Origin of the sequence: Breznakia sp. PFB1-19 (assembly GCF_029893935.1) — a bacterium.
GTDB lineage: Bacteria > Bacillota_I > Bacilli_A > Erysipelotrichales > Erysipelotrichaceae > Breznakia > Breznakia blatticola.
The window spans coordinates 1-13,282 of sequence record NZ_JARXXJ010000036.1 but is presented as its reverse complement, the minus strand read 5'-3'; the positions used below and the strand labels follow the sequence as shown (position 1 = coordinate 13,282).

The following is a 13,282-nucleotide window of genomic DNA, read 5'->3' as shown; positions in this document are numbered from 1 at the left end:
TATCTTTCTTACTCATATTAAAAATCCTCCTTTGGTAGTTATTTTCATTCTACCAAGGGAGGATACTTTACACAAAAATTTTTACACCGTCTTAATTTGATCAATGGTTTCTTTGGTTTCTCCACTTACTGATAAAACAAAGATGACAGAATCTTCAGAGAAATCTGCAGGCACTGGATAAAATGGATCATCAATATGCTGTGAGAATTTTCCAATGTTTAAAAAATAACGTGCTGCATATTTACATAATGCGCCTGATGTTCCAATCCCCATAAAAATCAATTTCGGTTTACTTGTAATCACTTGTGCAATTTCATCTAATTGCTCATCAAAATCATCAGTATCGACACGTTTAAAATACTCATACAAATATCGTGTTTCATTATGGTCAACAATATCTTCGTTTTTTTTCCAACTCCATACGATACTTAATTTTGAATTCCGCATATCCATCACAACCAACTTTCTTGCAAAAACGTAAGACTGTCGTTGTTGATACATGCGCAGCTTCTGCGACATCTCGAATTTTCATTTGTTGAACTTTCTTTGGATTTTTTGAAATATACTTTTAAACTTCTAGTTCCGTTTCATTCAAACTTTGTATTTGTTTAGCTGATAACATATAACACACCTCTTTTTATTATCATAACATAACATTCAAAATGAACAAGTAGCTGTTATGTTAGGCATAAGCGATTCAACAAAAGTTTCGAATATATTTATATGATAAATCTCTCTTTCATCTTTTCAACACATGCTGTTGATAATCCAATTTCATTCTCTATATAATTATCAAATCCTCCATATTCATTTTCAATTACAGCGATTGCGCTTGCTAAGTATTCACTTTTTACATAAAGCATCGTTTCCATTGCTTTTATTTTTTCCTCTGATGCACCCTTTTGTCTATAAGCGTTTAAATATACTTCATTCGCTTCTTTACGCATTTGATTCGTTAATAAGTAATCTGTATAAATGTCTTCATCGCTTACGCCTAATAATTTCAAAATGAAAGCTGCACCAATACCCGTACGATCTTTTCCTGCAAAACAGTGAAATAGAATCGCACTATCATCTTCTATTATTGTTTCTAAAAACTCTTTATAAGCTTGTTGACTTGTTTTTGAACGAATGATGCTTTTATATACTTCAATCATCATGCTATCGGGGTCAATATCATTTTCCTTAAAGCTTTTTAGACTTGTACTATGTTCGAAATTTTTCATAATATCCAAATGAATATGTTTACTGTTTGGCAATATATCATCAGGTCTTTTCTCTACTTCATCAAGTTGACGAAAATCAAAAATATAGCGTATTTGATATGTATTTACTAGTGCATCTTTTGCTTTTTCACTTAATGATACCAATTCGCCACTGCGAAAAAACTTTCCTTTTTTTACGACTCCACTAGGTGTTTTATAGCCACCTAAATCTCTAAAATTTACTAATGTATACATTTCTCATTACCTCCTATGCATTAACCATGCGAATTTTTGTGACATTTTTATGTAACGATAGATCTTCAATAATATCTGCGTAATATAATCCTTTTGGTAGATTTATTGTATAAAAATTACAATATACACGATAATCATCGTGTTTCTCTACACGAAAATCCACATCAGCAACTGTAATATCTCTACTTTCAAAATAGTCATTAATTACACTTTTCGTCTCAATACGATGAATATATTGTATCTCCAATTTCTTTTGAGTTGGTACTTTTAGAAAACGATGCAGTATACTCAGCACTCCAATGATTGCAACAGATCCAACGAATGTAATTGCATAATATCCCATACCGATGGCAATACCTAAGCAAGCACTCGCCCATAGTGAGGCTGCTGTGGTTAACCCGGAAACTGATTTTTTATTGACAATAATTGTTCCTGCTCCCAAAAAACCAATTCCACTTACAACTTGCGCAACTAATCTTGTACGGTCCGAACTTACTACTGAAAGTAAATCTAAGTTTTCACTTGCTAGTGCAATTGACTCTATATGTACTTGCGTTTGAATTAATGCGATAATTGTTGCTCCAACACAAACTAAAATATGAGTCCTAATACCTGCTGGACGATTTTTATACTCACGATCAAATCCAATCAAACCAGAGATGATTGTTGCCAATGTTAAGCGAATTGTAATATCTAATACACTCATATTATCCCCTCATTTCCTCCTAATGAAACAAAAACCCGAGGACGAATGTACATGCTTCGTATCAGGTTTTTGCTTTCTTACAACTTGTTATATTATAACGTTTTTTTAATGATCATGTAAATCTCTACGATGTTAAATCACTACCATTTGTATCTATTACTTTTTTGTACCAATAAAATGAATCTTTTCTACTTCTGATATTTGTTCCATTACCTTCATCATCCATATCAACATAGATAAAGCCATAACGTTTACTCATTTCACTTGTACTTGCACTAACTAAATCAATACATCCCCAAGGTGTATATCCCATTAAGTCAACACCTTCCTCTATCGCAATTGACATTTGTTCAATATGCAAACGTAAGTAATTGATTCGATACTCATCATGAATTTCTCCATTACTTTCTACTACATCATGCGCACCCAAACCGTTTTCCACAATGAATAGTGGAATTTGATATCGATCATACAGTTTGTGTAAAGTTACTCTTAATCCTACAGGATCAATTTGCCATCCCCAATCACTTGCTTCTAAGTAAGGATTTTTCTTAGTCCCCAGTATATTCCCCTCAGTTTTTTCACCATCATTATTAGCTGATGAGACACCTGACATATAGTAACTAAATGACATGAAATCAACTGTTCCATTTAGTAAGATAGCATCATCTTCATCTTCCTTCACAATATTGATGTTATTGTCTTTAAAGAACTTATTCATATATGTTGGGTAATATCCACGTATTTGAACATCAGAATAGAATAGATTGTTATGATCACTATAAATACTTTCCATAACATCTTCCGGTTTACAAGTTTCTGGATATGATTCCATACGTGCTAGCATACAACCAATTTTTGCTTCTGGTAACATCTCGTGACATAAGTTTACACATAATGCACTAGCAACAAACTGGTGATGTGCTGCTTGATACTGTGCCTGCATAAAGTTATCCACATTATCTGCTAGGATACCACCACTTAAATACCCGGTCATTCCAATAATATTTATTTCATTAAACGTTAACCAGTATTTAACTTTCCCACGATAGCGAGTGAATAGTGTTTTTGCATAAGTTACAAATGCATCAATGGTTTTTCTACTTTCCCAACCATTTTGTTTCTTTGCTAATGCTAAAGGAAATTCATAATGCGAAATTGTAACAAGCGGTTCAATACCATATTTTAAACACTCATCGATAAGTTTTTCATAAAAGGCAAGACCTGCTTCATTTACTTCTCCATCACCATTTGGAAATATTCTAGGCCAACTAATGGAAAAGCGATATACTTTAAACCCCATTTCAGCAAACAACGCGATATCTTCTTTATAATGATGATAATGATCAATCCCTGTTCTCTTTGGATAAATTCCTTCTTTATCTTCCATAGCAAAGTCAATATCTTTTGATTCCATACGTTTTGTAATAGAAGCTAAACTTCTTCTTTCTTTTGTATATAATGCTGTATCTGCAGTTGACCAACCCTTACCATCTTCCAAGAAGGCACCTTCAAGTTGATTTGCCGCAGTTGCTCCACCCCACAAGAAACCATCTGGGAAATTTGTTTTTATGTTCATTTTAATGACCTCCTATTTTATAAAACGATAAGCAATTCTTCTTCTTTAAAAATTATGCCTTCATCATTAGCATTCATAATTTCTACAAAATCACTACTGTTTGTTACAACAACCATTGTTATTGGATCAAGACCTGCAGCTGTGATACCTTCAAAGTCAAATGTTCCTAGTAATTGACCTTTTTCTATATGATCACCTTTATTAACTTTAAAATCAAAATGTTTGCCATTTAGTTTCACTGTATCAATTCCAATATGAACAAGTATTTCAACTCCATCGTCACCGACGATACCAATAGCATGTTGTGTGTCCGGTAGTACACTAACAACTCCGCTTATTGGTGCAACAACTTCACCATTGTCTGGTTGAATTGCAATACCTTTTCCAACTAGTTCTGATGCAAATGTATTATCATTAACACTACTTAACAGTTGTAATTTACCACTAATTGGTGCAAACACACGGTGTTTTGTTCCGTTTTTAATTGCTTTCTTTTCTGCTGCTTCTGCGATTACTTCCTCAGCCGCATCTTCTTGGAAACCTAAAGTAATAGTCAAAATAAATGTTGAGAAAAAAGCGATAGCTAAACACACTGCCATCCATACAACATTCATTGAATCTTCAACATGAACATATGCAGGTAATGACATTAACCCCGGCATTCCACCACCTCCAAATGAACGACAATTGAAGAAAATCGCAGCCCCTGCTGCAATTGCCCCACCTGCAAGACTGTAATAGAATGGACGTTTTAGTTTTACGTTAACTCCATACATCGCTGGCTCAGTAATTCCTAACAGTGCAGAAATCCCTGAAGATATTGCTACTTGGCGCATTTCTTTGTTTTTTGTGCGTACTGCAACTCCAAATGCAGCTCCAGCTTGAGCAATATTTGTACATCCATTAACTGGTCCAACCATATTTTCATAACCTAGTACCGCACGATTACTTAAAGCGATTGGTACAAGAGAATAATGCATACCTGTCATAACTAGTAATGGGAATGTTGCTCCTAATACAACCCCACCTAGTGGACCAATAGTGTCAAACAACCATGTCATACCTTTTCCAACATATTCTCCAGCATAACTTCCGATAGGTCCTAATACAGTTAATGCTACAGGAATTACTATTACAAGTGTAATCATTGGTGTAAACATTAAAGATAGACTTTTAGGCATCCATGAACGTACCCATTTGTGTACATGTTTCAATAAAATTACCGAAAAGATAATTGGAATAACTGAATTTGAGTAGTTTACATACGGAATAGGAATCACTTCAAATATCGTCATATTCACAACACTTGGATCCATAAACGCAGTTTTTGCGATATCTAAGAATGTTGGATACATCATAGTACCAGCTACTGCTAACGCTAAATACTCACTAGTTTTAAATTTTCTAGCACTAGAAACTGCTAAGAAAAACGGCATGAAGTAAAATACAGAATCAGATAAATTGTTTAAGATTTGATATAACCCACTTGTTGTATCTAAAATACCTGTAAGAACAGCAAGTGCTAAAAAACCTTTTAATAACCCTGTACCTGCTAACGCTGGGATGATTGGAGTAAATACCCCAGAAATTCCATCCATTAATTTTGAGATAATTCCCTCTTTTTCATTAGATGAAGCTTCACCAGTACCTGTTCCTCCAAGTAATTCTTCAACTTCCTCAAAAACGTCAACAACAGTGTTTCCAATAATGACTTGGAATTGATCACCACTAAACTGTGCTCCCATTACACCTGGAACTTTCTTAATTTTTTCCAAATCGGGTATGTTTTTATCTTTAAGATTAAAACGCAAGCGTGTTACACAATGCCATGCATTGGTTATATTACCTTTCCCCCCTGTTAACTTGACAACTTCTTTAGCTGTCTCTTTATAATTGGCCATGTTTTGTCCTCCTTTTATTTCTTGGCTAATTGCTATATTAATAAAAAAACCAAACATCTAGTCTATGCCTAAAGCATTTACTAAAATATTTGGTTATGCCTGATCGTATCAGTTACAGTCCTTTTATTTTTTTGTATTCTCTTGTTCTAATAGTCGATGTACATGAAGTGATAGATATAATGTTTCATCATCACTTACACTCCATCCTTCTTCTTGGCGTACAAAATCAGCAATTGTTTGCGCAACTTTATACTCTTTTGGATATCGAATCTTGACAGTCTCAATAATTAATTCATCAACTTCATTAACATGCGTAGTATCTGCACTAATTCTTCGAATAAAGAAATAACGTAGATGATTAATAAAGCGATTATAACTAAATGAGTCCTCATTTAATTCTATTTGTAATTGATATTGAACAATATCAATAATCTTTTTGATTAATCTAGTCATCTTCATGGTATCAGAAAGCATTGTTGTATCATTTTGTACGTTCACAAAGTGATATGTAATAAACGATATTTCCGTCTTATCTAAATAAATACCAAATCGCTCATTTATTAAATTTAGCGATTCGACGGCTACCCTATACTCTTTTGGATATAGTTTTTTCAATTCCCAGTACATACTTAACGAATAGTTAATATTATCATAATACCGTTTTATCGCATATGATAAGTGGTCTGCAATGACAATAAACGTGTTATTATCAAATGTTACATCCAGTTTCTTCTCTGCCATCTTACAAACTTCTAATGTTACATCAAGTACATCAGGGTTAATGTTAAGCAAGGTTTCAAAAGTTCCTTTATCTGCAATGTTATCTTTGGTACTAAATATTTTATCAACTTTTGATTCGTCTATATCTATCTCTAAATCATGATGAAAGCCGATACCTCGACCGGTTACGATAAATTCATTTCCAACATCATCTTCAACAAATGCAAAATTGTTATTAATCTTTTTTTTGAATTTCACAGTTCTACCTCCGTATTAAACATATAAAAAACCTACTTTAGATACAAAGAATCTTCATTGCGCTAAAATAGGTTATGCCTGTTAAACAGTTACAGTCCTCTTTACAGAATGTATAATATCATCTAATGTAACCGCTGTCAATAGTGCTTTTAAGAAATAAAATCCCTGTATTGTAAAATGAGAAGGGAATTATAGAAGACCAAATCTAGTGTATGAAAAATTCATAGATAGACTATTATTGAAGTGGCTAAACCCAATAAGGAAACTACCTATGAACTATTCTTATACTATCACTTCTAAAGAAAATTTAAACATTAAGCGATAAAGATAAGTAATCCTTTCCGCCTTAATTAGCCTTCAAATTACAAATCATCAAAAGTGTAAAGTTTTATATCATGTGTTTGCATGTACTTTACTAACCTATCACTTGTTGCAAGTTTGACTTCCTGTGTGCGAGGAATGGTAAGTGATGACTTTTCTAAGATATTTGCATCAAGGTATCCTGGATGAAATACAACCAAATCAAATGCATTCTCACTTGGATTTTCTGCAATTCGCTTAATCATAGCAAACGGATCATAACTAGCATCCATTGCCTCCATATGTATAAATACCTGGTTATCATTTACGATAATTGGTTTATCATCAAAAGCAAAGCCAAAGTATTTCAAACCATGTCGCTTAGCTACAATTTCTAATCCTTTTAAGAAGTTATCACTCACTACCGCGTGTCCTTCAAAGTATTCTGGTTCTTTTCCCATCAATTGCTTATAGCGTTCATATTGTGCTTCGATTTCTAAAATCACTTCATCTAAATCAACAAAGTCTTCTGTTGCATTACGATATGCTGAAGATGGTTTAAACTCACCATTTTCTTGCACCAAACTTGGAATCTTACTAGGATCACTCAGTGGTTTTCCAACACAGATATTCGTATGTTGTCCAAAACACACATCCAAATCTTTTAGTAAGTTAACTCCATGTTGGGTATCTGGCATATTGACCATTACACCAACATTATTGATTACTCCTTGTTTTACACTATCATAGATCCCGTAATTCACTCCACGTGAATAGCCTAGATCATCTGCTCGTATCATTAATTTCATCAGATTACTCCTTCTTTTGTCTTGCTTGTTCCAATATTCGATTGATATGAATCATTAAATATGCAAGTTCTTCTTCTGAACTTTCTACATGATAATAATGTGCAATTACTTCAGCCACCTTCTTTGCTTCTTGATATACTTCCGGTAAACCTGCTTTTAAACTGCTTACAATACTTTCATTTGTGTCCATAAATTGTTGTCCTTCTTGCATCCGTTTTAATAAATAGCGAATGTGACTTACAAATCGATTATAATTGAATTCCTCTTGCATGATTTTCACCTGAAAATCCTGTTCTAACATTTCAGTGATTTTATCCATCAGTTTCTCAAGTTTTATTTCTTCTTGATCAATATTCGGATCATCTTCTGCTTGTACAAAGTGCAAAGCAATACTTGTAATTTCTGCTTTTGGTAACGATATATAAAGTTCTCTTTGCATCAATTCTAACGTATAGCGTCCAAGTTCGCTTTCTACTGGATATAGCTGTTCAACATCATACGAAAAGGCAAATTTCATCTTTTGGTATTTTTGCATACGCTCAATCGCAAAATTTAAGTGATCTGCTAAACTAAACACAACATTTGGGTTTAGTGATTTATTTAAGATTTTATTTGCTCGTTGGACAACCTTTGCACTAATTTGGAAAACCTCTTCTGGAATTTCTTGCAGTAGTTGCATAAATTGTTCACTAACTTTGTAGAAAGTCATTTCAATTCTATCTAAGTTATCAATTTCATATGGCATTTGGGGAAAGCCAAGACCTTTACCAAAGGCAATCAATTCATTCCCATTGCCATCTACACAAATCGCAACATTGTTATTGATTTTTTTAATCGCCTTCATGACGTTCCCCTTTCTTTATTACACAAAATTATACCATACAATTGTTTTTTGTATTCGTATTGCAATGTTCCAAATACTATTTTTTCTCGATTGCTGGTTCATCTTTTGCAAAGCCAAAGAAGTATGTAACAACCGCAGCTACAATGAACCCGATTCCACAAGCAACTAGACCGTTTATTAAGTTTGTTGTTGATCCACCTGCAAATCCTGTCATACATAAGAAACTTGCTACAGGCACTAATGTGTATGAAATAACGCCTGTTAATCCTGCATATAATCCACCAGCAAGACCACCTGCTAGTAAACCGATAAATGGACGTTTGAATTTCATTCCTAATCCATATAATGCTGGTTCAGATACTCCACCTATAAAGGCAGCTACTAAATATCCAAATGATAACGATTTATCTTCTTTATTACGAATACGTAAGAATGCTCCTAAACACATTCCACTAACTGCAATACTTGATACAACTGCTGCAACACTTACTAAACCTTCTTTTCCGCTTTGTGCGAAGATTAAAATCATTGAAGTAATCATAATCGTATGCATTCCACTCATAACTAAGAATTGCCATAAAGCAGCAATAATTGCGATCGCTAAGAAACCTGCAACACTATCTAGACCTAATAAGGCTTCTCCCACCCATGTTCCTAAGAATGAACCTAAAGGTCCTAATGCACATAATGCGATTGGAAGCATCACTGCAATAGTTAGTGTTGGACTAAATACAACTTTTAGTGCATCTGGTAATATGCGTTTAAAGAATTTCTCTACATATGACATCACCCATACAGACATAATAATTGGGAATACTGTACTTGCATAGTTTTGTACATTACAAGGAATTCCATATACTGTAAATGCATTACCTTCTGCTGCCATACCCACAAGTGTTGGATGAATCATAATTGCACCAAGTAGCATACCAAGTACTGGTGTCACACCAAACTTCTTAGCTGCTGTGTATCCTAATATAACTGGGAAGAAGTAGAATCCTGCATCTCCCACAAAAGTAAATAATACATATAAGTCACTCGTTGGACTTAGTATGTTTAACATATCTGGTCCAAGTACTGCTGTTAACATCTTGAAAATAGATGCTGCCATCATAACTGGAATCGCTGGTGTAATACTTCCTGCTAAACCATCAAGGATTGCTGAACCGATAGTTTTCCATGTGCGTTTTTCTTTAGGTTTATCAACTTCATCACTGACCATTGATTCTCCTTTTAAATTTGTATTTTCAATTAATGCTTGGTACACCTTATCTACATTTTGTCCGATGATTACTTGATATTGACCACCTGATTTCGTTAAACCAATGACACCATCAATTGCTTTTACTGTATCATCTTGAGGAATACTTGCATCTTTTAAATTGAAACGTAAACGAGTCATACAATGTGTTACTTGGGTAATGTTTTGTTCCCCACCAACGGCTGCTAATACTTCACTAGCAATTCTTGCATTCTTTTCATTTTTACTCATAATTCCACCTTTTCTAATCTTTCTATCTCTTGGTATCTTAAGGATTTCTTACAACAATTTGTCGTGCACTACAAATCGTTCAGAAAATAAAAAAACTCTTTGATTGCATACTTAGAGTATTTAAAAGTACCTTGGGTTTGATATGGCTCTAAGAAAACTATGGGTCATTTATAACCACACATCAATGTGACCTTTAAAGAAGTTTTGGGTGTTTGGATTAATACTGATATTTTTCATCGAAATTAAAAAATGCAATAGATTGTGTTTCTCAATTATCATGAGTGCACTCTATTGCATTTTTTTGTATATTGAAATTGAAAGGATAAAAAAAGACAGAAAACCCCAAGTTTTGCCGCTTGATTTTCTGTCTTCCGTGAACTCTCTTGCGAGAGCACCATTTAAGGTATTTGTTTATTGTAATTTAAAAGTGGACCACTTTCATGGCATGTTGCCATTAAAAAAGGGACCACTTATTTTTTTATATTCCGGTGTATGAAATAATATAATCCGGAGGTGAAGGAGTGATAAAACTAATGAAAAAACGAGAGATTATTATCAAGCACTTAAAAGGTGAATCGTTTCGCGAAATAGAACGATCCACTGGTATGAATCGAAAAACGATTAGTCGGATTTGTAAAGTGTATGATGCAAAGCAAAAACAATTAGAAAGAGAGGATCTTACAAATGAAGAAAAAGATGAAATTATCCGTGCCATAGTTGAATCGAAAAGTTACAATACTGAGAATCGTTCTCCAAGGAAAGTGACTGGTGCTATATTAAAAAGACTTGAAGATATTGCACAAGAAGAAATTGAGAAAACGAAACTGTTAGGAAAAAGACATAAGCAAAAATTGAATGGTCGAAGTGTTCATGAAATTCTCATTGATGAAGGATATGATATTGCATATCGTACAATGATGGTCTATTGGAAGGAAATTACAGAAAAGGCTCGAGAAGCATTTATACGACAAGACTATGAATACGGAGAACGAGTAGAATATGATTTTGGTGAAGTAAAATTGTATATCAAAGGATGCGTTGAAACGTATCATCTAGCAGCATTTGCGGCACCAGCAAGTGGATTTCGTTGGGCATACCTATATAAGAGCCAGAAAATGGAAGTATTCTTAGACTCGCATGTGCAGTTCTTCGAACTTGTGCAAGGTGTTTATGCAGAAGTTGTGTATGACAACATGCGCAATGTTGTATCAAAGTTTGTAGGACGTAAAAAAGAATTGAATAAGCAACTCGTGCATTTATCCTTATACTATGGATTTGATATCTTTACAACGAATCCAAATGCTGGGTACGAAAAAGGAAGTGTCGAACGTACGGTTGAAGTTATTCGGAAAGCATTATTCACTAAGAAGTATAAGTTTGAAACGTTTGAGGAAGCGCAAAAGCACTTACAAGATGGATTGATAACATTTAATAGCGAAAGCGAAATTGAATGTGAGAAAAGCTATTTAAGAGCTTATAAGCGACCATACGAATTATCAAATTTAGTAGATGCGAAAGTAGATAAATACAGTTGTGTGTGTTTAGACAACAATCACTATTCCGTTCCAGAGTATCTGGTTGGAAAAGTGGTGAAGGTAAAGAAATATTATGATCACTATGAGATATATGCCAACAATAACTATGTGAGTTCACATAAAAAAATAGATGGAGTTGGTCAATATCAATTAGATCTAATGCATTATCTAAAGACATTACGTAAGAAACCAGGGGCATTAAAAAATTCATTAGCACTGAAACAATGCCCACAACTATCATCCATCTATCAAACCCATTTTAAACAAAATGAGCGAGAATTCATAGGGATATTATTAGAAAATACAGATAAGCACTTAAGTGAGATTGTAGATATATTAACAGAGGATGTATCAGAAAAAATAATGGTTAACAAATCCAATGAGGTAGAAGATGCAACAAGAAAAGAATTAGGCAAACTAAATGCACTATTTGGATTTCATGACGAAAATGAAGGAGAAGAAGAACTATGTCAATTGAAACATTAGCATACGAGTTACGTTTACCATATACGCGTCGTAACTACAAACAATTTATAGAGGAAGCAAAGCAAAAAGGATTAGAAGTAGAGGAAGTTATTGAGGAATTACTTCAAAACGAGATTGATCTTAGAGCAGAAACAGGAGTAACAAGAAGGATACAAAGAGCACGATTCACCAATAAGAAATATCTAGTAGATTTTGAATATAAAGCATACAATGCCGATACAAAAAACAAGTTGAAGAAGCTTGCAAATCTAGAATTTATTGAACAAAAGGAAAACATTATATTGATAGGAAATCCAGGTACTGGTAAAACACATTATTCCGTTGCTTTAGGAATCGAAGCATGTACAAAAGGTTATACTGTTTTATTTTCCAGCGTTCCAAACCTTGTGAGTGAAATGAAAGAGGCCTACAGTTTAAGCCAAGTAACATTGTTTAAACGAAGATTCGAAAAATATGATTTAGTGATATTAGACGAACTCGGATATGTATCCTTTGATAAGGATGGGAGTGAAATGCTTTTTAATTTACTTTCTAATCGAAATGATAAGGGCAGCATTATAATTACAACGAATCTAGCGTTTGATCGTTGGGAAGAAACTTTCAAGGATCCAGTATTAACAGGAGCCATTATTGATAGGCTCGCATACAAATCACATATCATTGATATGCGTGGAGAAAGTTACAGGATCAAAAAGACACAAGATTGGTTGAAGGTGGAAAATAATGAAAAATAAAATAACAATAAAAGTAGAAGAACTTAACAGTTTATTATTATACATATTGGATAAAGTGGAACCCTGCTATCAAAGAGAGGTAAAACTTATTATAGAGGATTTACTTGAAGGAGATACTAATGGAAAATAACAATCCAAAAACACTTAAAAAAGCTATTGAAATAATTGATGAAATGCATAAAGATATACAATTAGGATTTGCGGAAATAGGACGTCTCAGAGATGAAAATAAAAGACTAAAAGAATTCCGTAAAAAAATATACGAACTCGCAGAAATCGAAGAACGATCAGACAGTCTTCCTTTCATATGAGTGGTCCCTTTTTCAACTGCAACGGTGGGGTACTTTTCACTTGACATAAACAGTATTTATATGTTACCAATTATTCAAGGAATTTTCAATCCAGATGTTCAAATAAATCATTACAACAAATATATAGAATCACTTAATGTGCCATCT

13 protein-coding genes are annotated in these 13,282 nt (G+C 33.7%); 4 read left to right on the top strand and 9 right to left on the bottom strand.

The features are described 5' to 3' along the window. Nucleotides 1–81 precede the first annotated feature (81 nt). From M2098_RS11000 to M2098_RS10960, 9 genes are all read right to left on the bottom strand, one after another. A complete protein-coding gene (locus M2098_RS11000; RefSeq protein ID WP_280684439.1) occupies nucleotides 82–447 on the bottom strand; it encodes an SIS domain-containing protein in 366 nt (121 codons plus the stop codon). Between the two features lie 272 nt (nucleotides 448–719). Next, nucleotides 720–1,460 (bottom strand): tyrosine-protein phosphatase, encoded by a 741-nt coding sequence (locus M2098_RS10995; RefSeq protein ID WP_280684437.1) that lies wholly within the window; start codon nucleotides 1,458–1,460, stop codon nucleotides 720–722. A gap of 13 nt (nucleotides 1,461–1,473) precedes the next feature. Then, nucleotides 1,474–2,166 carry an MgtC/SapB family protein gene (locus M2098_RS10990; RefSeq protein WP_134171181.1) on the bottom strand — a complete coding sequence of 231 codons (693 nt, stop codon included), beginning with the start codon at nucleotides 2,164–2,166 and terminating at the stop codon, nucleotides 1,474–1,476. A 124-nt stretch (nucleotides 2,167–2,290) separates the two neighbouring features. After that, nucleotides 2,291–3,745, bottom strand: coding sequence for a glycoside hydrolase family 1 protein (locus tag M2098_RS10985; RefSeq protein WP_134171183.1), 1,455 nt, complete (start codon nucleotides 3,743–3,745; stop codon nucleotides 2,291–2,293). Nucleotides 3,746–3,762: 17 nt separating this feature from the next. After that, complete coding sequence (locus M2098_RS10980; protein WP_280684433.1) at nucleotides 3,763–5,646, bottom strand: beta-glucoside-specific PTS transporter subunit IIABC; 1,884 nt, start codon at nucleotides 5,644–5,646, stop codon at nucleotides 3,763–3,765. A 123-nt stretch (nucleotides 5,647–5,769) separates the two neighbouring features. Next, complete coding sequence (locus tag M2098_RS10975) at nucleotides 5,770–6,624, bottom strand: PRD domain-containing protein (protein WP_134171187.1); 855 nt, start codon at nucleotides 6,622–6,624, stop codon at nucleotides 5,770–5,772. A 362-nt stretch (nucleotides 6,625–6,986) separates the two neighbouring features. Further along, nucleotides 6,987–7,733, bottom strand: a complete 747-nt coding sequence (locus M2098_RS10970) for a ChbG/HpnK family deacetylase (RefSeq protein WP_280684431.1) — start codon at nucleotides 7,731–7,733, stop codon at nucleotides 6,987–6,989. A gap of 4 nt (nucleotides 7,734–7,737) precedes the next feature. Next, complete coding sequence (locus tag M2098_RS10965) at nucleotides 7,738–8,577, bottom strand: PRD domain-containing protein (protein WP_280684429.1); 840 nt, start codon at nucleotides 8,575–8,577, stop codon at nucleotides 7,738–7,740. 76 nt (nucleotides 8,578–8,653) lie between these two features. Beyond that, nucleotides 8,654–10,069 carry a PTS transporter subunit EIIC gene (locus M2098_RS10960; RefSeq protein ID WP_280684427.1) on the bottom strand — a complete coding sequence of 472 codons (1,416 nt, stop codon included), beginning with the start codon at nucleotides 10,067–10,069 and terminating at the stop codon, nucleotides 8,654–8,656. Between the two features lie 533 nt (nucleotides 10,070–10,602). Between M2098_RS10960 and M2098_RS10955 the strand changes: the two genes are divergently transcribed. Genes M2098_RS10955 through M2098_RS10940 form a run of 4 tightly spaced genes read left to right on the top strand, consistent with a single transcriptional unit; the run spans nucleotide 10,603 to nucleotide 13,135 of the window. Next, the gene (locus tag M2098_RS10955) at nucleotides 10,603–12,090 is read left to right on the top strand and encodes an IS21 family transposase (RefSeq protein WP_280684425.1); all 1,488 of its coding nucleotides are present in this window, start codon (nucleotides 10,603–10,605) and stop codon (nucleotides 12,088–12,090) included. Beyond that, complete coding sequence (istB, locus tag M2098_RS10950; RefSeq protein WP_280684423.1) at nucleotides 12,072–12,824, top strand: IS21-like element helper ATPase IstB; 753 nt, start codon at nucleotides 12,072–12,074, stop codon at nucleotides 12,822–12,824. The genes M2098_RS10955 and istB overlap by 19 nt, the downstream gene beginning before the upstream one ends. Next, the gene (locus M2098_RS10945; protein WP_280684421.1) at nucleotides 12,814–12,954 is read left to right on the top strand and encodes a hypothetical protein; all 141 of its coding nucleotides are present in this window, start codon (nucleotides 12,814–12,816) and stop codon (nucleotides 12,952–12,954) included. The genes istB and M2098_RS10945 overlap by 11 nt, the downstream gene beginning before the upstream one ends. Further along, nucleotides 12,944–13,135: a hypothetical protein gene (locus M2098_RS10940; RefSeq protein ID WP_280684419.1), complete on the top strand. Its 192-nt coding sequence runs from the start codon at nucleotides 12,944–12,946 to the stop codon at nucleotides 13,133–13,135. Before M2098_RS10945 ends, M2098_RS10940 begins: the two co-directional genes overlap by 11 nt. The last annotated feature ends 147 nt before the right edge of the window (nucleotides 13,136–13,282 follow it).

Coding starts and splice junctions, on each gene's coding strand:
- M2098_RS10945 (WP_280684421.1), top strand. CDS start 12,814: ATGAAAAATAAAATAACAATAAAAGTAGAAGAACTTAACAGTTTATTA.
- M2098_RS10995 (WP_280684437.1), bottom strand. CDS start 1,460: ATGTATACATTAGTAAATTTTAGAGATTTAGGTGGCTATAAAACACCT.
- M2098_RS10990 (WP_134171181.1), bottom strand. CDS start 2,166: ATGAGTGTATTAGATATTACAATTCGCTTAACATTGGCAACAATCATC.
- M2098_RS10940 (WP_280684419.1), top strand. CDS start 12,944: ATGGAAAATAACAATCCAAAAACACTTAAAAAAGCTATTGAAATAATT.
- M2098_RS10970 (WP_280684431.1), bottom strand. CDS start 7,733: ATGAAATTAATGATACGAGCAGATGATCTAGGCTATTCACGTGGAGTG.
- M2098_RS10980 (WP_280684433.1), bottom strand. CDS start 5,646: ATGGCCAATTATAAAGAGACAGCTAAAGAAGTTGTCAAGTTAACAGGG.
- M2098_RS10985 (WP_134171183.1), bottom strand. CDS start 3,745: ATGAACATAAAAACAAATTTCCCAGATGGTTTCTTGTGGGGTGGAGCA.
- istB (WP_280684423.1), top strand. CDS start 12,072: ATGTCAATTGAAACATTAGCATACGAGTTACGTTTACCATATACGCGT.
- M2098_RS10960 (WP_280684427.1), bottom strand. CDS start 10,069: ATGAGTAAAAATGAAAAGAATGCAAGAATTGCTAGTGAAGTATTAGCA.
- M2098_RS11000 (WP_280684439.1), bottom strand. CDS start 447: ATGCGGAATTCAAAATTAAGTATCGTATGGAGTTGGAAAAAAAACGAA.
- M2098_RS10965 (WP_280684429.1), bottom strand. CDS start 8,577: ATGAAGGCGATTAAAAAAATCAATAACAATGTTGCGATTTGTGTAGAT.
- M2098_RS10955 (WP_280684425.1), top strand. CDS start 10,603: ATGAAAAAACGAGAGATTATTATCAAGCACTTAAAAGGTGAATCGTTT.